This window comes from Leucobacter faecis (genome assembly GCF_054456695.2).
Genome location: NZ_JBTJER020000005.1, coordinates 24206 through 41894, shown reverse-complemented (window position 1 = coordinate 41894; position 17689 = coordinate 24206). Strand labels below are relative to the sequence as shown.

Genomic DNA, 17689 nt, shown 5'->3' with positions numbered 1-17689 from the left:
TTTTCACATCAAGACTTCACATCAAGACTTCAACGAGGAGTATGCAATGACGAGCGTGCACGACCTGATCCAAGGCGCGGTTCACCGTGAGAACCAGCGCGAGGGGCAGCGCGAGAGCGCGACCCGCCCTCCGGGGCGGCCGCAGGCCCCTGCGCACCGCAAGCCCATCAAACTGGCGTCGACGGGCGCATCGACCTGCGGCACCGAGCTTGCCGACGACCCCTGGAGCATCGATCAGGCGCCGGGCTACGGGCCGGGCGCTTCGGTGGGCGACGGGATCCCGGCTGACGCCCCCCGTCAGGGCCCGCTGCCGGGGCGCTACACCGATGCGAGCGACGCTGAACTGCACGAGTGGATCGTCGCAGCGAAAGAAACCCTGGGCGACCGGGTGAACATTCTCGGCCATTTCTACCAGCGCGACGAAGTCGTGCAGTACGCCGACTTTGTGGGCGACTCGTTTATGCTCGCGCAGGCCGCCAAGGGCAGCCCCGCCGCCGAAGCGTTTGTGTTCTGCGGCGTGCACTTCATGGCCGAAACCGCCGATATCCTCTCGCGCGACGACCAAGCCGTCATCTTGCCGAACCTGGCAGCGGGGTGCTCGATGGCCGACATGGCGACGATCGACCAGGTCGAAGACTGCTGGCGCGAGCTCGCGGCGGCCCTCGAGTTGGACCCAGGCGCCGAGTACGCCGCAGGCGAGTTGCAGCCCGTGATTCCCGTCACCTACATGAACTCCTCGGCCGCGATTAAGGCGTTCTGCGGCCGCAACGGCGGCATTGTGTGCACCTCGTCAAATGCGCACACGGTGCTCGAGTGGGCGTTTGCGCGCGGCCAGCGCGTCGTTTTCTTCCCCGACCAGCACCTGGGCCGCAACACGGCCAAGGCCATGGGCGTTACCGAAGAGCAGATGCCGCTGTGGCGACCGCACCTCGCGCGCGGTGGCAACACCGTCGAGCAGCTGCAAGACGCCAGGGTGATCTTGTGGAACGGCTTCTGCTCGGTGCACAAGCGTTTCACCGTCGACCAGATCAATAAGGCTCGCGCCGACTACCCGGGTGTCCAGGTGATCGTGCACCCCGAGTGCCCCGCCCCGGTCGTCGATGCGGCCGACGGCGCAGGGTCGACCGAATACATTCGCAAGGCGGTCGAAGCGGCAAAGCCTGGTGAGGTGCTCGCGATCGGCACCGAGATCAACCTGGTGAACCGGTTGGCCGAGCAGCGCCCCGATCTCACGATCTTCTGCCTCGACCCGGTGATCTGCCCCTGCTCGACGATGTACCGCATTCACCCCGCCTACCTCGCGTGGACGCTCGAATCGCTCGTCGCGGGCGAGACGCCCAACCGCATCACCGTCGCAGACGATGTCTCGCGTGACGCGAGCGTTGCGCTCGAACGCATGCTCGCGGCCCGCCCGTGATTCTCGTCATCGGCGCGGGCGTCGCGGGTCTCACCGCGGCCCGCGCCGCACACGCCGCAGGCGCCGCGGTGACGCTCGTCACCGCGGGCACGCTCGCGCTCGGTGACGCCTGCAGCACGGCGATGGCGCAGGGCGGTGTCGCGGCGGCACTCGGCACGGGCGATAGTCCGGCAGATCACCTCGCCGACACCGTTGCGGCTGGCGCGGGGCTCGTCGACGCTGAAGCGGCGCGGGCGCTAGTTACCGACGGCGCGAGCGCGGTGCAGCGCATGATCGCGCGCGGTTTTGCGCCGGATCGTGCCCCCTCGGGCGATATCTCGCTCGGGCTCGAGGGTGCGCACGGTGCGCACAGGATCGTGCACGCGGGCGGTGATCGCACCGGCGCCGCCATGCAAGAACACCTCGTGGGGCAGCTTCCCAGCGACGTGCGTGTCGTCGAGCGTGCCGAGCTTGAGGGGCTGCTGGTCGCGTCGGGGGCCGTTGTGGGTGCCACCGTGCGATGCGAAGACGGCCGCGTTGAACATCTGGCTGCCTGCGCGGTCGTGCTCGCGACGGGCGGTTATGCGGCGCTGTACGATCGGACGTCGAACCACGCGGGCGCGCGCGGCACAGGGATCGCCGCGGCGGCCGTAGCGGGGGCGCTTGTCGCCGACCTCGAGTTTGTGCAGTTTCACCCCACCGTGCTCTCGGGCACCGGGCAACTCATCTCTGAGGCCGTGCGCGGCGCGGGCGCGGTGCTGCTCGACGAATCAGGTGATCGCTTTATGGTCGGAAAGCACCCCGCCGCAGAACTCGCGTCACGTGACGTCGTCTCGCGTGAGATTCACCGGGTGCAGCGCGACACAGGTGTAGACGGCGTATTTCTTGATGCACGCCCTATCGAGGCCCGACACGGCAGGGGCAGCCTTGGTCGACTATTTCCCGGCATCGACCGGGCCATGCAGCAGCACGGCTATGACTGGGCCGTGCAGCCTGTTCCCGTCACCCCCGCCGCCCACTACACGATGGGCGGTGTCGCGACCGACCTCGATGGCCGCTCGAGCGTGCCCGGCTTGTTCGTGGCCGGAGAGGCCTCATCTACGGGCGTGCACGGGGCGAACCGGCTCGCCTCTAACTCGCTGCTGGAAGGTCTCGTGTTTGGGCAGCGGGCGGGCGCGGCAGCCGCAGCTTTCACCGCCGATCACGCGTGGCGATATGCCGGCGGTGCGATGCCGAAGCTCGTTCGCGGCGCCGAGGCCGCCCAACTCGGCGCGCAGGTGACGGTGCCTGCGGGGCACGCGCCCGTCGCGGGCACACGTGCGCGTGTCGGGCGACTGCTGAGCACGGAGCTCGGAATCGAGCGCTCAGGTGCGGGGATCACGGTGGCCCACCGCGAGCTCGCCAGCCTGCCTGGACCCGCGGCACTGGTTGCCACGCTAATCGCACATGCCGCCCTGGCCCGCACCGAGTCGCGCGGTGGGCACCAGCGCACAGACCACCCCAGCCAAGACCTCGCACAGGCCCAGCGCCGAGCGTTTCGGGTCGCCACGACACCAGCCATTCACCCAGAAGATTTTGCTCGAAGGAGCCTTGCACCTTGCTAACTCGCACCATCATCGAACAGGTTGTCACCCACGCGCTCGCCGAGGACGCCCCGTGGGGCGACCTCACCGTTGAACTGACGATCCCCGAATCCCTCACGATGACCACCAGGCTGCAAGCGCGTGAACCCGGAGTGTTTGCCGGCGGCGATCTGGTGCGAGAAGCGTTTCGGCAGACGGATGCGCGCATCGAGGTGCAGGGGCTAGTGCCCGACGGCACCCCGTTTGTGGCGGGCGATACGCTCGGCGTGATCAGCGGCCCGGCCCGCGGCATTCTGACGGGGGAGCGCATCGCGCTGAACCTGAGCCAGCGCATGAGCGGCATAGCGACGCTCACCGCGAGCTTTGTGGCGGAGGTGGCGCACACCCGCGCGCGCATCGCCGACACACGCAAAACGACCCCGGGCCTGCGCGCGCTTGAAAAGCACGCCGTGCGGGTGGGCGGCGGCTCTAGCCACCGCTTTGGGCTGTCTGACGCCATCATGGTGAAAGATAACCACCTCGCCGCGCTCGGCGCCGTCGACGACGCCAGCACGACGAAAGCACTGCAGGGGCTGCGTGACCGCGCAGGACACACCACCTCGATCATCGTCGAGGTCGACCGGCTCGACCAGGTGCCCGCCGTGCTCGATGCGCGCGTCACCGGTGTTTTGCTCGACAACTTCTCGAACGAAGATCTCGTGCGCGCGGTTGAGGTTATCGACGGCCGTGCGATCGCCGAGGCGAGCGGTGGGGTGTCGCTTGCAACCGTGCGTGGTATCGCCGAGACGGGCGTCGATGTGATCTCGGTGGGACTCTTGACTCACGGGGCCAGGTCCCTCGACATTGGGCTCGATGCGGCGTGAACGATCGGTACCTAGACGCTGCCGCCACGGCGCCGCTTCGGCCCGAGGCGCGCGCCGCCATGAACGCCGTGTTTGACACCCCCGCCGCGAATGCATCGAGCGTGCACGCGGCGGGGCACGCGGCGGGCCTTACGGTCGCACAGGCGCGCGGCGACATCGCGGCGCACTTTGGGGCGCGACCCTCAGACGTCATTTTTACCTCGGGCGGCACCGAGGCCAATAACCTCGCCATCATCGGGCTGGCGCTCGCGTACCCGCGCGGCAGACACATCGTGACCACTGGTATCGAACATCCCTCGGTGCTCGAAACCTGCCGCTACCTGGAACGAGTGTTTGGCTACGAACTCACGACTGTGCCGGTTGACGAGCGCGGCCGTGTGAGCGCCGCGAACGTTGAGCGCGCGCTGCGACCCGAGACCACCCTCGTTACGATTGGGCTCGCAAATGCTGAGGTGGGCACGGTGCAGCCGCTGCCAGCTATCGCGGTCGCCGCGAAGGCGGCGGGTGCGCTCGTGCACACTGACGCGGTGCAGGCCGCGGCGGCACTGCCCGTGCACCTGGGGGAGGGGGGATGGCCGGGCGCACTCGTCGACGCCATCTCGGTCGCCTCGCACAAGTTCGGTGGACCGCAGGGTGTGGGCGCGCTCGTGGTGCGCGGCGGGCTCAAGCTCGAGCCCTTGTTGCACGGCGGTGGCCAAGAGCACGGCCGACGCTCGGGCACCTCGAACGTCGCTGGGGCAGCGGGTTTTGCCGCGGCGGTCACCGCGACCTCCGTCAGCCTCGGCACGCAGACCCTCGCAGTTCTGGCGAGTCGTGACGAGCTGGTGCGGCGCGTGCTCACCGAGATACCGGGAGCGCGACTCACCGGCCACGACACCGAGCGGCTGCCGGGGCACGCCTCGTTCGTGTTTGCCGGCGTCAGCGGTGAGTCATTGCTCGTCGCACTCGATGCCGCCGGCTTTGCGGTGTCGTCGGGGTCTGCGTGTGCGGCGGGGCACGACGAACCCTCACCCGCGCTAATCGCCATGGGCTTCGACCCCGAGGTCGCGCACACGGCGCTGCGCTTCACCCTCGCACAGCCACTTCAACCCGCCCACGCCCAGCGCATCGTCACGACACTGCAGCGCGAGACTGGCCGGGCGTAACCATTTGCCGCGCCAACACGGGCACGGCGACGAGTTTGCGCACCATGCGCGCCACGTCGTGCCCTGGCGCGAGTTCAAGAGCAGCATCGACCTGGTTGTTTGCGGTCGTCTGATTGCCGCACAGCCACCACACCAGCGCGCTGAGCGCAAACACTCCGGGCCGGGCGACCGCCGGCAGATCTGCGAGGGCACGCGCCAACCTGGGGCGCAGCGGGGCGAGCCGGTCACGCTCGGTGAACTCGGGTCCCACCGACGCAAACAGACTGAGCATCGAGCAGTTCGGCGCAACGAGTACCCCCTCGCTGCGTGCGGTCGGTGGGTCGTCAACGGGTAGCCTCCCGTCGGTGAGTAGCCCAAATTCGCGCTCCAACTGCGCGGGAAATTCTGGCCGCGTAATGACACCCATTGACACGTGCCACCAGCTACCGGGCTCGGCCAGCACGTGGGCGAGCACACCCGTGTCTTCGGGAGAAAGCGGCGTGCTGGGGCTGCGCAGCGCACGGGTCGCGTCGGGTGCGAGGCTCACACGGGTGCGCTGCGCTGCGAGCGCACCGAGGGCCCGGCCGCGAGCCTCGGCCTCGTGATCCAGGCGGGCGAGCGTGGCGGCGGCACGCTGCATACGATCCGGATCAGGGGGTGGAAGCGCGCCGAGCTCAGCGAGCGAGGGCACCCGTGCGTGCTCGGGGCAGGTCGCCGCAGCGACCGGGCTGCCAGTGATCTCTGTGAGGCTGCGCCCGCTGCGAGGCGCCGCGGGATCGAGGAAGCTGACCCAGCCGTCGGGCGCCTGCACACACAGCTCGCGCGGGTAGATGCGGTCGCGTTTGAGCCGGCGCTCGATGCGGCGGGCGAGGCGTTGCCAGGGCGGGCCGCTGCACTCGGCGAAGGTTTGGTCAGACATGATGGCGATGGCGGGCGCCGATGCGTGGCCGCTCGCAGTACCGAACGAGCGAATCGCGTAGCTCAAGAATTCGAGCAGGTCAGCGGTCTCGTGCGGGTCGTCGCCCGCCGGTAGATCGACCCGCATGGCCTCGCGGGTGCGAGCGCCGTCAAAGAACAGCACGAAGATACTGTGGGAGGCGGTGAACCCAGCGAGCTGGGGGAGGGCCGCGAGAAAATCGGCGGTGCCCGAACATTTGAGTACCTGGGGCGAGGTAGCAGTGTGATTGGTCATACCCCGATCCTGCGCTCAAAAATGCGCCTGTGCGGGTTATGCACAGGCAATCGCAGAACTCACCAAAATTCGTGAAATTTGGTGCCTGTGGACGAAGCTAATCCAACAGTAAAGCCGCGCCGCCCAACAGTATGGGGGCGCGGCTTTCTGACGTATTGGGGCGCGGGCTAGCTCGCCTGCGCCTCGACCTGCGTGATGTCGGCCTCGAGTGCCACCCAGCCGAGCATGGCGCACTTGACGCGCATCACGTACTTTGCGACTCCCTGCAGCGCAACAGCGTCGCCGAGCACCTCTTCGTCGGGCTCTTGTTCACCGCGCGTCTGAATCATCTCGCGAAACGCGGCGATCTTCTCGCGCGCAGCGTCCATCGTCAGTTCTTCGTCACGCACCAGCTGCGACAGGATCGACGCCGACGCCATCGAGATCGAACAGCCCTGGCCCTGCCAAGCGAGCTGCGAGATGCGCCCGGTGGCCGGGTCGACCGCGATGGACAGATCGATTTCGTCACCGCAGCTCGGATTGAACTCGTGGTGCGACGCCGTGCGGGCGCCGGGATGCTCAGCGAGCTCGCCCTTGCCGATGGGGCGCTTTGAATGGTCGAGAATAAGTTCTTGGTACAGACCGTCGAGCGCGCTCACGCCGACACCTCCACTCCGAAGTACCGCTGGGCGCCGCGGAGCGCGTCGAGGAACCGATCGACCTCGTCTTCTGTGGTGGTCAAGTGCACACTCGCCCGGGTGCTCGAGGCGATGCCAAAGGCGCGGTGCAGCGGCTGCGCGCAGTGGTGCCCCACGCGCACCAGCACGCCCTGCTCGTCAAGATACTGTCCCACGTCGTGCGCGTGCAGGTTATCGACCGACACCGCGGCCAAAGCGACACGATCAGTGGTGCCCTGCGGGCCGAGCAGCCGCAGCCCGGGCGTCTCAAGGATGCCGGCCACGAGCCGTTCGACGAGCTCGTGCTCGCGCGCGGCCGCCCGCTCCATCCCAACGTCAGAGAGAAACGAGACTGCGGCGCCGAGACCCACGACCTGCGACACCGGCTGCGTGCCCGGCTCAAACCGCAACGGCGCGGGCATGAACTCTGCGCTCTCCATGGTGACGCGCGTGATCGCTGACCCACCCGTGCGGGCGGGCGGCAGCGCCGCCAGCATTTCGGGGCGGCCATAGAGCACACCAATACCGTTGGGCCCGAGCATCTTGTGCCCTGAGAACGCGGCAAAGTCGACACCGAGTGCCGCAAAATCGACGGGAATGTGCGGCACCGACTGGCACGCATCGAGCACGGTGACGGCGCCCACCGAGCGCGCGAGTTCGACGACGCCTGCGACGGGTGCCACAAAACCGGTCACGTTCGAAACGTGCGCGAACGCCACGATGCGGGTGCGCTCGTTGATAGCGGCGCGAGCGTCATCCAGGCTCCACGTGCCGTGCTCGTTCACGGCAATGTAGCGCAGCGTCGCGCCCGTTTTCACAGCGAGTCGCTGCCACGGAATCAGGTTGGCATGGTGCTCAGCTTCGGTAACAAGAATCTCGTCACCGGCACCCAACGCATACCGCTCAGAACCCGCCACCCCGAGCCCGGCGTTCGCCTCACCGATTCCGAGCGCGACGATGTTGAGTGCGTCGGTGGCGTTCTCAGCCCACACGATCTGCTCGGGCGTCTCGGCCCCCACAAACCGTGCGACCGCCGCCCGCGCCCCCTCAAATGCGAGGGTCGCCTCGCCCACCGCTCCGCTCGTGCCGCGGTGTACTGCCGCGTTGTGGTGCTCCAAAAACTCGCGCTCGGCATCAAGCACCGCGGTGGGGCGCTGCGAGGTCGCTGCCGAGTCGAGGTATGCGGGGGTGAGCGCGCCCGAAGCGGGCTCAGAAGCGAAGTACGGGAATGCGGCGCGAAGGTCTACGACCTCAGCGGCGGTAAGGGCTGACATGTGTTCCATTCTTCCACTGACGGCTGACTCCTACTGTAACGAGGAGCAACATCAGACTATTCCGCCCGCTACAATCAACGTCGTGTTGGGCGTGATTGTGTATGAAGCATTGCAGCTAGTCGGAATCAGCGCGTTCGCAATCTCGGGCGCGCTCGTGGGCGTGCGCCGCGGGCTCGATCTGCTCGGCATTCTCGTCGTCGGTTCGGCCACTGGCATTGGCGGGGGCATCATCCGCGATCTGCTGCTCGGCGTGCACCCGCCCGTCTCGCTCACGCACTGGCCCTACCTCGCGACAGCGCTTGCTGCTTCACTCGCGGTGTTCTTCATTCACCCGGGCCTCGCTCGCATTCGCCGGTTTGAGATCGTGTTTGACGCGTTCGGGCTCGGGTTGTTCTCGGCTGGCAGCACGGTCGGTGCACTCACGACGGGCAGCGACCCGATCGTCGCCATCATGGTCGGCACGATCACCGCCGTGGGCGGCGGAGTCGTGCGCGATGTGCTTGTCAACACGGTGCCGGGCGTGCTCACCCGCGAACTCTATGCGGTATCGGCGATTCTGGGTGCCGCGATCGCCGCGGGCGCGCTGTCGCTCGGTGCCACCGCGAGCATCGCGACGATCGCAGGCGGCGCCTGCGCGATCGCGCTCCGACTGATCTCGGTCGCCCGCGGCTGGCACCTCCCCAAACCCAAAATGCGCGGTGAGCAGACGGGATGATCCGGCGCAACATCTTGCTGAGCAAGATCGGCGGCGAGAATACAGTGCCGGATCGGGGCCTGGCGCCCTAACCCGCGAGCGCGGGCTCGGGGCCCGCGGGCGTCAGAAACCAGTTGATGATACCCGCGCCGCAGGCGACGGCGGCCGAAACGAGTGGGAGTATCAGCGAGGCTTGCGTGCTGACCTGTTCGGCGACGACGCCGGTCGCGGCGGCCGAGAATGATTGGCCGACCATGATCCCGGTGCCGAGCATTGCCATCACGGTCGCGCCGCGGCCCGCCGGGGTACGGTGCGCGCCAAAGCTGTAGAGCGTCACGAGCAGCGGACCGATGCCAATGCCCATGACAGCGAGGGCTGCGATCATGCGGGGCAGATCGTGTGCGGTCTGCAAGAAGACAGCACCCCCAAGGATGAGCAGTGCGAATACGAGCCAGCGTGCACGCAGCGTGAATTTGGGCGACAGCCAAGCCACACCGATCGCAAAGATCGCAGATCCTATGCCCATTACACCATAGATCAGGCCGGCTTGCTCAGCGTCGCCCTGATCCTGCATAAACGACGTGAGCGAGGTGAGCATTGAGCCAAAAAACATGCCCACCCCAAAGATGCCGACGACGGTGACGAGCAGCGCAGGCCGCCACAGCTCGCTTACGGGCGAGACCTCTGGGGGTGCCGAGCCTGGCACCGGTTGAGCCTTGGCGCCGGTGGGGTGTAATGCGAACGCGGTCACGAAGATGAGGGTGAGCACACCCGCTCCAACGACGGGCGCCCACGCGCCGAGCGTCGTGGCGAGGAGTCCCACCGTCACAGGACCAAACACGAAGATGACCTCGTCGGCTGCCGACTCGTAGGCGAAGGTCGAAGTGAGGGTGCGTGACCGGTGCGCGACTGGAATGTCCTTCTGGATCACGCTCACGAGCCTGGCCCGCGACATCGGTGAGATCTGCGGCACAGTGGCGCCCACCAAGAACGACGACACAAACATGACCCACACGGGTAGGTCACTGAGCGCGACCCATGCGAGCAGCCCGAGCAGCAGCGAGTTCACCGCGGCCGTCGCGAGCAGCGTGGGCCGCTGCCCGAACCGGTCAGCAGCTGCCCCGATGAGCGGCCCGCAGCAGGCGACACCGAGGCCCACCACAGCCGAGTTGAAACCGCCGAGCTCGACAGAGTCGCGCGCCGACACGATCAGGGTGAGTACCCCAATAACCACCATCGCGAATGGCAGCCGCGCGACAAGCGCGATCGGAAAGTAGGCGAACCCCGTGCGCGAGATGACGGTGACGTTGGGCTGCGCGTTCGAATTCTCCATAGCCGAGCGAGTCTAACAGGCCGAGCCTACCCACAGGGCCTACGCGCTACCCGAGCGGCACCCCCTGCTGCTCGAGGAACTGGGTGAAGGCGCCGGGATCAGAGATGTCGCCGGTAAACGCGACCCCGTCCGCGAGCACGAGTGGTGTGCCCTCCACTCGCAGGTCGCTCGTCTCAGACCGCGGCACGGGGTTGGTGCTGATCCAATTGCTGAGGGCCTGCGCAAAGATGACGTGCTGTTCTTCAGCAATGCAGCGTCTGGCAGCACCGTTCAGCGCGCCGGCCGCGCCCTCGATACGGTCGATGACCGCGGCGTTATCGGGGCCTTCCGTGCCGCCCTCGGGTTGGAACTCGGGGCTCAAGAGTGCGACGTGCGCGCTCCAGGCGGCCGTGGGCTGGTGCTCGGCGACGCACGCCATCGCGCCCGAGACGCGTGACGAATAGTAGGTGCCAGCCGATGCGCTGTCGAGGAAAGTCAGGGGTTGTAGTTCGACGACCGCGCCAGCCCTGGCAGCCCGCTCCAGGGTGTCACCGTTGGCCGACTCAAAGGTGAGGCAGGCTGGGCAGCGGTAGTCAAGGTAGACCTGAATGCGGTTGGGCGCTACGCCGTCGGGCCCGGCCGGCAGCTCAGACACGTCGGGGAATGAGTTATCGGGCAGCGGCTCGCTTTCGATGACGCGCATCTCGCCATCCTTGCCGCCGGTGAACATGATGCCGCCGGTCGCAAAGTTAGCGGGCCACTCGACATTGGCGCTGGCTGGGTCGTCGGTATTGGCGTCAGTCTTACCTCCCATGTTGCCCATGTTGCCCATGTTGCCCATGCTCGCCTGTGAGGCCAAGCCCATGAGCGCGTGAAGCCCGAGGGTGCCGGCACCAAAAGCCACTGTGCTCACCGCAAGTGCGAGGGCCAAGGCTCCCGCCGTAAGCCCCGTGATGCCCGGCGCCCGCGGGCCGCGCTTCGCGATCGCGATGCCGCCAAATACGACCGCGGCGATAGCGAGGCCAGCACCAACGATGAGCATGAGCGGCAGATAGAACACCGCCACGAGCACGGTGACAAGGGCCGCGAGTCCCAGCGCCATCGCCGTGATAGCCGCGCCGCGCCCCGCAGCCGGTTTGAGGTGGGGGTGAATATCAGTTCCAACGGGGTCGCTCATGCTCTCAATTGTGGCAGGCGGGCGCTGCGCAAACGCTCACCGGGCAGCGCCTACGATGGAACCATGATCTTGCTCGCGGCCACCCCCATCGGCAACCTCGGCGACGCCTCTACGCGGCTGCGCGAAACCTTCGAGGCTGCGACGGTGATCGCGGCCGAAGACACCCGACATACGATTTCGCTGTTGCGCCTGCTCGGCATCGAGAACCGTCCAGAACTCGTGGCTCTCCACGACCACAACGAGCACGAACGCGCGGCAACGCTCGTCGAGCGCGCCCGCGACGAAGACATCGTGCTCGTGAGCGACGCGGGCATGCCCACCGTGTCAGACCCCGGCTTTCGAGTCGTGCAGCTCGCGGCAGAGGCGGGCGTCGACGTCACCTGCATTCCCGGCCCCAGCGCTGTCGTCACCGCGCTCGCCGTCTCGGGGCTGCCCACCGACCGCTTCGCGTTCGAGGGCTTCGTGCCGCGCAAAGCGGGGGAGCGCGCCCGGCTGCTCTCAGGCCTTAAGCACGAGCGCCGCACGCTCGTGTTCTTTGAATCACCCTCAAGGCTCGCCGCGACGCTCGCTGACTTTGCGACGCATCTGGGGCCGGATCGCCCCGCCGCCGTCTGCCGCGAGCTCACCAAGCTGCACGAAGAGGTCAAACGAGGTGGGCTCGAAGAGCTTGCAGGCTGGGCGGCAGCTGGTGTGAAGGGTGAGATTGTGATCGTCGTCGCTCCAGGGGAGGAGAAGGCCACCTCGCCCGAAGACGCCCTCGCCAGCGTGCAACAGCTCGTCGCTGCGGGAACTCGCCTAAAGGACGCTACCCGCGAAGTCGCCGAGGCCACGGGGCTCTCGGCACGCGACCTGTACGCCGCCGCGCTCGCCGCCAAGTAATTGCCGGCGTCGCAGAATCCACACCACCCCGAACTAACAGGAGCATTCATGCAAAAGAAGGCCGTAACCATCGAACTGTGGCGTCTTGTGCTGCCCGTTTTGTGGTTTGGCATGGTCGCCGCGATCTCGTTCATTGAAGCGCCGCTCAAGTTTCAAGCACCGGGCATCACCATTCCGCTGGGACTCGGAATTGGCAGACTCGTTTTCGCCGCGCTGAACGTGGCCGAGGGACTTGTGCTGTTTGCATTCACGGTGCTCTCATTCTGGCCCGCGGCCTACCGCATTGACGGCCGCAGACTCGCAGTGTGGGCTGGGCTTGCCGCAGTCTTTGTGGCAAAAGTCGTGTTTGTGCGCCCGCCGTTGAACGCTCGCACAGACCTCGTGCTCGCGGGAGCGAACCCAGGCGAATCGATGTGGCACTACGTATACATCGCGTGTGATGTGGCATCTCTCACGCTGCTCGTGGTCGCCGCCGTAATGGGCGCGCGTGCGCTGCTTGCTCAGATGACCAAACGCTGACCCTGCAGTGTTCGCTAAGCCGCCTCTCAGCATCAAGATAGGCGCGTGCGGAATACTCGAAACCACTGCGCCGGCGCGGCCGGCTCCCCTTCCATGAGTTAGGAATCCACTCACGTGAACATTACCCGCGCACTTCTGCCTGCGGCCCTCGCGGGCGCGCTGCTTGTCACCGGCTGCTCGGCGGGGGGTGGCACCGGAGGCGACGTTACGAAGGACGCTGCGGGCAAGGAATGCCTCGCCGCGGGCGATGCGAGCAAGGCGATCAAGATCTCGGGCGAAGTGGGCACCGATGCCAAGATCACGTCGAAGACACCGATCAAGGTGAAGGACATGCAGCGCACCGTGCTGAAGGCGGGCGAAGGTAAGGCCATCGAGAGCGGCCAGACGACTTCGGTGGCGATGTCGGTGCTGAACGGACGCGACGGGTCTGAGGTCGAGAAGGCTCCTGCCACCGATGCGGCGTACCAGACCGGGGCCTATTCGGGATGGCTTGAAGAAGCGATGCGCTGCGCGGTCTCGGGCCAGCAGGTTGCCGTCGTTGCACCGTACGCCGAGGTGTTTGGGGAGACGAAGCCCGCGGATCTGCCCGTCAAGGGCGTGAAAGACACGGACTCGTTCGTGTTCTTGCTCGAGTTCGGTGAAATCTCTGACACGCCAGCGGCGACGAACGAACCCGGCACCCTCGAGATGGAAGACCTGCTGAAGAAGGCCGAGGGCAAAGCGAAGGCCGCCCCCGAGGGATTCCCGACCGTGAAACTGGCGAAGAACGGTGAACCTACGATCACCATTCCCGAGGGCGTGAAGGCTCCCGAGAAGCTCGAGATCGCAACGGTCATCGAGGGCGACGGCGAGACCGTTGAGCCAGGCGACCGCGTCTACGTCAACTACCGCGGTGTGATTTGGAGCACAGGCGAAGAGTTTGACTCAAGCTGGAGCCGTGGCGAGCCCGCAATGTTTACCACGAACGGAGTGATCGGCGGGTTCCAGAAGGCGCTTGAAGGCCAGAAGGTCGGCTCACAGATCATCTCGGTTGTACCCGCAGAAGACGGCGGTTATGGTGCGGCCCAGCTCGAGAGCATGGGGCACAAGCCCGACGATGTGATGGTGTTCGTGCTCGATATCCTGGGCACCGTGCACGCAGAATAGCGCGCTGATCTTGTTACCGCCTCGCCCCTGGCTTCACTGCTGGGAGCGGGGCGGTTTTGCGTGGCCTAAGTGCGAGGCGGCCCGATCCGGCACAATAGGGGCATGAAGCGCGTCATTATTTTGGGGTCAACGGGTTCGATCGGTGAGCAGGCGCTCGACGTTATACGCGCGAATCCCGAGAAGTTTCAGATTGCGGGGCTCGTGGCGGGCACGAATGCTGCCCGCGTCGCCGAGCAGGCCGAAGAGTTCAATGTCGAGCACACGGGTCTCGGCGCGCACGAGGCCGTGCAGCTCATCGAAGACGTCGACGCCGACCTGGTGCTCAATGGCATCACCGGCTCCGTGGGGCTGGCACCGACCATCGCCGCGCTCAAGGCCGGGCGCACCCTTGCGCTGGCAAACAAAGAGTCGCTCATCGTGGGCGGCGACCTCGTGAAAGACTTCGCGGCGCCCGGGCAGATCGTGCCCGTCGACTCAGAACACTCCGCCATCGCGCAGGCCCTGCGCTCTGGCACGGCGGGCGAAGTGCGCAGGCTCGTGCTCACCGCTTCGGGCGGTCCGTTTCGTGGCCGCACGCGGGCCGAACTCGAACAGGTAACCCCGGCACAGGCACTGGCGCACCCCACCTGGGACATGGGCCGCGTGGTCACGACCAATTCGGCCACGCTCGTCAACAAGGGGCTCGAAGTGATCGAGGCTCACCTGCTGTTTGACGTGTCGTACGGGGACATTGACGTCGTAGTGCACCCGCAGTCAATTGTGCACTCGATGGTCGAGTTCATCGACGGTTCAACGATCGCGCAGGCATCACCGCCCGACATGCGGCTGCCCATTGCCCTGGGGCTCACCTGGCCCGACCGCCTGGGCGGTGTCGGCACGCCCCTGGATTGGACCACCGCGCAGACCTGGGAGTTTGAGCCGCTCGACGAGGCCGCGTTCCCCGCGGTCAACGTAGCCAAAGAGGTCGGCCGCGCCCGCAAGACGTTCCCCGCCGTGTTCAACGCTGCAAACGAGGAGGCCGTCGACGCGTTTCACGAGGGGCGCATTCCGTTCACCGGCATCGTTGACACGGTGCGTGAGGTGCTCGAAGCGCACGAGGCACCCGCCACACTCACGCTCGACACGCTCGCCGAGGCGGAGCGCTGGGCGCGCGAGCGGGCCGAGAAGGTGATTGCGGGCCACGCGGCGTAGGGTCTCGCCTCTCAGCGGGCTCACTGTCGCGCCACAGCACGGGCCAGTACGCTAAACGCGTGATTGACGTGCTGCTGTATGTGCTGGGGATCCTGATCATCCTCGTGGGTCTTGCCGTATCCATCGGGCTGCACGAGATCGGGCATCTGGTGCCTGCCAAGCTGTTTGGCGTGAAAGTGACGCAGTACATGGTCGGCTTCGGCAAGACCCTGTGGTCGCGCAAGAAGGGCGAAACCGAGTACGGAGTCAAAGCGATTCCGCTGGGCGGGTACGTGGCGATGACCGGCATGTACCCGCCACAAAAGCCGGGGGAGAAGCCCCGCGCTTCAACGACGGGGTTCTTGAACTCGGTGGTTGAAGAGGGTACGCCCGAGCGTCGCGGGCTCGCGGGCCTCGTGGACGACGCGCGCCTCGCGAGTGCTGAGACGATCGCGGAGGGCGAAGACCACCGCACGTTCTATCGGCTGCCGGTGTGGAAAAAGATCACCATCATGCTCGGTGGGCCGTTCATGAACCTTGTGCTCGCGTTTGTCTTCTTTGGCATCGTGCTCGTGGGATTTGGAGTGCCGCAGTACACGACGACGCTGGGGCATGTCAGTGAATGCCTGACCCCCGCTTCGAGCGATGCTACGACCTGTAGCTCGGCCGACCCCGCAGCGCCGGGCGCCGCGGCGGGTCTGCGTCCGGGCGACAAGATCCTCGAAGTTGACGGTACGCACATCGATAGCTGGGAACAGTTTCGGGCCATGGTCGGCAATGCCCCGGGTACTCCGCTCGCCGTCGTCATCGAGCGAGATGGCACTCAGGAGACCGTGAGGCTCACGCCCCAGCCCAACGAGCGCGCGGTCGTCGATGCGAACGGGCAGGCGGTCACCGACGCGAGCGGCGCCTACGTCACCGAACAGGTCGGCATGATCGGAGCCACGCCCGCTACTGAGCAGGTGCGGCAGCCGATCACGGCGCTGCCGCAGTTCGTCGGGCAAAACGTCGAGCAGGTGGTGGGCATCGTCGTGCGGCTGCCACAGCGTATGGTCGACGTGTGGAACGCCGCCTTTGGCGCCGAAGAGCGCGACCCCAACGGCCCCATCAGCGTAGTGGGTGTGGGGCGTATTGCAGGCGAGGTCGCGAGCGCAGATCATGTCGACGTTACAGACAGAGCCCAAGTGATGTTCGGTCTGCTCGGATCGCTCAACGTCGCGCTCTTCGTCTTTAACCTCGTGCCGCTCATGCCGCTCGACGGCGGGCACGTTGCGGGTGCCCTCTACGAGGGTGCCAAGCGTCGCATTGCGAAGTGGCGCGGTAAGCCAGACCCCGGCCCGGTAGACACCGCCAAAATGGTGCCCGTCACCTTTGCCGTGGTGGTAGTGCTCGGCGCGATGAGCGTGCTCTTGATCTACGCCGATCTCGTGAAACCTGTGTCGCTGTTCGGGTAACACACCCCGGCCCGATCCGGCGCGTGAGCGATCAGAGCCAGCTAGCCTCGCGCGCCACTGGGCGCGTACGCAGGTGGCGACGCTAGAATCTGTTCTCGTGGCTGCAATTAATCTCGGAATGCCGAAGGTACCTGAAGTTCTCGCCCCCCGGCGCAAGACCCGCAAGATCAAGGTGGGCTCTGTCATGGTCGGCGGTGACGCACCCGTATCGGTACAGTCGATGACCACGACGCCGACCACCAACATCAACGCAACGCTGCAGCAGATTGCCGAGCTGACGGCTGCCGGCTGCGACATTGTGCGCGTCGCCTGCCCGAGCCGCGATGACGCCGAGGCATTGCCGATCATCGCGATGAAGAGCCAGATTCCGGTGATCGCCGACATTCACTTTCAGCCGAACTACGTGTACGCCGCGATCGACGCAGGCTGCGCCGCCGTACGCGTGAACCCCGGCAACATTCGTAAGTTCGACGACCAGGTCGGCGAGATCGCGCGCCGCGCGAAGGCGGCAGGTGTTTCGCTGCGCATCGGTGTCAACGCGGGGTCACTCGACCCGCGCCTGCTGCAAAAGTATGGCAAGGCCACCCCCGAGGCGCTCGTTGAGAGTGCTGTGTGGGAGGCGTCACTGTTCGAAGAGCACGACTTTCACGACTTCAAGATTTCGGTGAAGCACAACGACCCGATCGTGATGGTAAAGGCGTACCGCATGCTCGCGGAGCGTGGCGACTGGCCGCTGCACCTCGGCGTGACCGAGGCGGGTCCCGCGTTCCAGGGCACCATTAAGAGCGCGACGGCGTTTGGTATTTTGCTGTCTGAGGGCATCGGCGACACGATTCGCGTCTCGCTCTCGGCTCCCCCCGTCGAAGAGGTCAAGGTGGGCCTGCAGATTCTGCAGTCGCTCAACCTGCGCGAGCGCAAGCTCGAGATCGTGTCGTGCCCGTCCTGTGGCCGCGCACAGGTCGACGTGTACACCCTTGCCGACGAGGTAACCAAGGGGCTCGAGGGCATGAGCGTGCCGCTGCGCGTGGCCGTGATGGGCTGCGTCGTGAACGGACCGGGCGAAGCGCGCGAGGCCGACCTTGGGGTTGCCTCGGGGAACGGTAAGGGGCAGATCTTTGTGAAGGGCGAGGTCATCAAGACCGTGCCCGAATCAGAAATCGTCGCCACCCTCATCGAAGAGGCGAACCGGATCGCCGACGAGATGGGTCATAACGCGCCGACGGGCACCCCCGAGGTTGTCACAGGCTAAC

16 protein-coding genes are annotated in these 17689 nt (G+C 66.4%); 11 read left to right on the top strand and 5 right to left on the bottom strand.

Annotated features, from left to right (window positions below; all coding sequences use genetic code 11):
• Positions 1-46 precede the first annotated feature (46 nt).
• From nadA to ACXR2W_RS06930, 4 genes are read left to right on the top strand one after another with little or no spacing between them, the layout of a single operon-like run.
• On the top strand, positions 47-1417 hold the full coding sequence (nadA, locus tag ACXR2W_RS06945) for a quinolinate synthase NadA (RefSeq protein WP_458813566.1): 1371 nt from the start codon (positions 47-49) through the stop codon (positions 1415-1417).
• Positions 1414-3000, top strand: a complete 1587-nt coding sequence (locus ACXR2W_RS06940; RefSeq protein ID WP_458813564.1) for an L-aspartate oxidase — start codon at positions 1414-1416, stop codon at positions 2998-3000. Before nadA ends, ACXR2W_RS06940 begins: the two co-directional genes overlap by 4 nt.
• On the top strand, positions 2994-3842 hold the full coding sequence (gene nadC, locus ACXR2W_RS06935; RefSeq protein WP_458813562.1) for a carboxylating nicotinate-nucleotide diphosphorylase: 849 nt from the start codon (positions 2994-2996) through the stop codon (positions 3840-3842). The genes ACXR2W_RS06940 and nadC overlap by 7 nt, the downstream gene beginning before the upstream one ends.
• Entirely contained in the window at positions 3839-4987 is a 1149-nt protein-coding gene (locus tag ACXR2W_RS06930) for a cysteine desulfurase family protein (protein ID WP_458813560.1), read from the top strand. Before nadC ends, ACXR2W_RS06930 begins: the two co-directional genes overlap by 4 nt.
• Here ACXR2W_RS06930 and ACXR2W_RS06925 read toward each other — a convergent pair.
• From ACXR2W_RS06925 to ACXR2W_RS06915, 3 genes are all read right to left on the bottom strand, one after another.
• Positions 4953-6158, bottom strand: a complete 1206-nt coding sequence (locus ACXR2W_RS06925) for a DUF4192 family protein (RefSeq protein WP_458813558.1) — start codon at positions 6156-6158, stop codon at positions 4953-4955. The two genes, ACXR2W_RS06930 and ACXR2W_RS06925, sit on opposite strands and share 35 nt — an antisense overlap.
• Before the next feature lie 167 nt (positions 6159-6325).
• A complete protein-coding gene (sufU, locus tag ACXR2W_RS06920; protein WP_458813556.1) occupies positions 6326-6796 on the bottom strand; it encodes a Fe-S cluster assembly sulfur transfer protein SufU in 471 nt (156 codons plus the stop codon).
• Entirely contained in the window at positions 6793-8088 is a 1296-nt protein-coding gene (locus ACXR2W_RS06915; protein ID WP_458813554.1) for an aminotransferase class V-fold PLP-dependent enzyme, read from the bottom strand. Before ACXR2W_RS06915 ends, sufU begins: the two co-directional genes overlap by 4 nt.
• An 82-nt stretch (positions 8089-8170) precedes the next feature.
• Between ACXR2W_RS06915 and ACXR2W_RS06910 the strand changes: the two genes are divergently transcribed.
• On the top strand, positions 8171-8803 hold the full coding sequence (locus tag ACXR2W_RS06910; protein WP_458813552.1) for a trimeric intracellular cation channel family protein: 633 nt from the start codon (positions 8171-8173) through the stop codon (positions 8801-8803).
• A 67-nt stretch (positions 8804-8870) separates the two neighbouring features.
• On the opposite strand, the gene ACXR2W_RS06905 is transcribed toward ACXR2W_RS06910, so the two are convergent.
• On the bottom strand, positions 8871-10115 hold the full coding sequence (locus tag ACXR2W_RS06905) for an MFS transporter (protein WP_458813550.1): 1245 nt from the start codon (positions 10113-10115) through the stop codon (positions 8871-8873).
• A 46-nt stretch (positions 10116-10161) separates the two neighbouring features.
• Positions 10162-11271: a DsbA family protein gene (locus ACXR2W_RS06900; RefSeq protein ID WP_458813548.1), complete on the bottom strand. Its 1110-nt coding sequence runs from the start codon at positions 11269-11271 to the stop codon at positions 10162-10164.
• A gap of 63 nt (positions 11272-11334) precedes the next feature.
• On the opposite strand from ACXR2W_RS06900, the gene rsmI reads away from it, so the two are divergent.
• The 6 genes from rsmI to ispG all read left to right on the top strand — a co-directional run bounded on the left by rsmI (position 11335) and on the right by ispG (position 17688).
• A complete protein-coding gene (gene rsmI / locus ACXR2W_RS06895) occupies positions 11335-12150 on the top strand; it encodes a 16S rRNA (cytidine(1402)-2'-O)-methyltransferase (protein ID WP_458813546.1) in 816 nt (271 codons plus the stop codon).
• A gap of 48 nt (positions 12151-12198) precedes the next feature.
• On the top strand, positions 12199-12669 hold the full coding sequence (locus ACXR2W_RS06890) for a hypothetical protein (RefSeq protein WP_458813544.1): 471 nt from the start codon (positions 12199-12201) through the stop codon (positions 12667-12669).
• Between the two features lie 114 nt (positions 12670-12783).
• Positions 12784-13815: an FKBP-type peptidyl-prolyl cis-trans isomerase gene (locus ACXR2W_RS06885; protein ID WP_458813542.1), complete on the top strand. Its 1032-nt coding sequence runs from the start codon at positions 12784-12786 to the stop codon at positions 13813-13815.
• A gap of 102 nt (positions 13816-13917) precedes the next feature.
• Positions 13918-15006: a 1-deoxy-D-xylulose-5-phosphate reductoisomerase gene (gene dxr, locus ACXR2W_RS06880; RefSeq protein WP_458813540.1), complete on the top strand. Its 1089-nt coding sequence runs from the start codon at positions 13918-13920 to the stop codon at positions 15004-15006.
• A gap of 59 nt (positions 15007-15065) precedes the next feature.
• Positions 15066-16439 (top strand): M50 family metallopeptidase, encoded by a 1374-nt coding sequence (locus tag ACXR2W_RS06875; protein WP_458813538.1) that lies wholly within the window; start codon positions 15066-15068, stop codon positions 16437-16439.
• A 118-nt stretch (positions 16440-16557) separates the two neighbouring features.
• Positions 16558-17688, top strand: coding sequence for a flavodoxin-dependent (E)-4-hydroxy-3-methylbut-2-enyl-diphosphate synthase (gene ispG, locus ACXR2W_RS06870; protein WP_458813594.1), 1131 nt, complete (start codon positions 16558-16560; stop codon positions 17686-17688).
• The last annotated feature ends 1 nt before the right edge of the window (position 17689 follow it).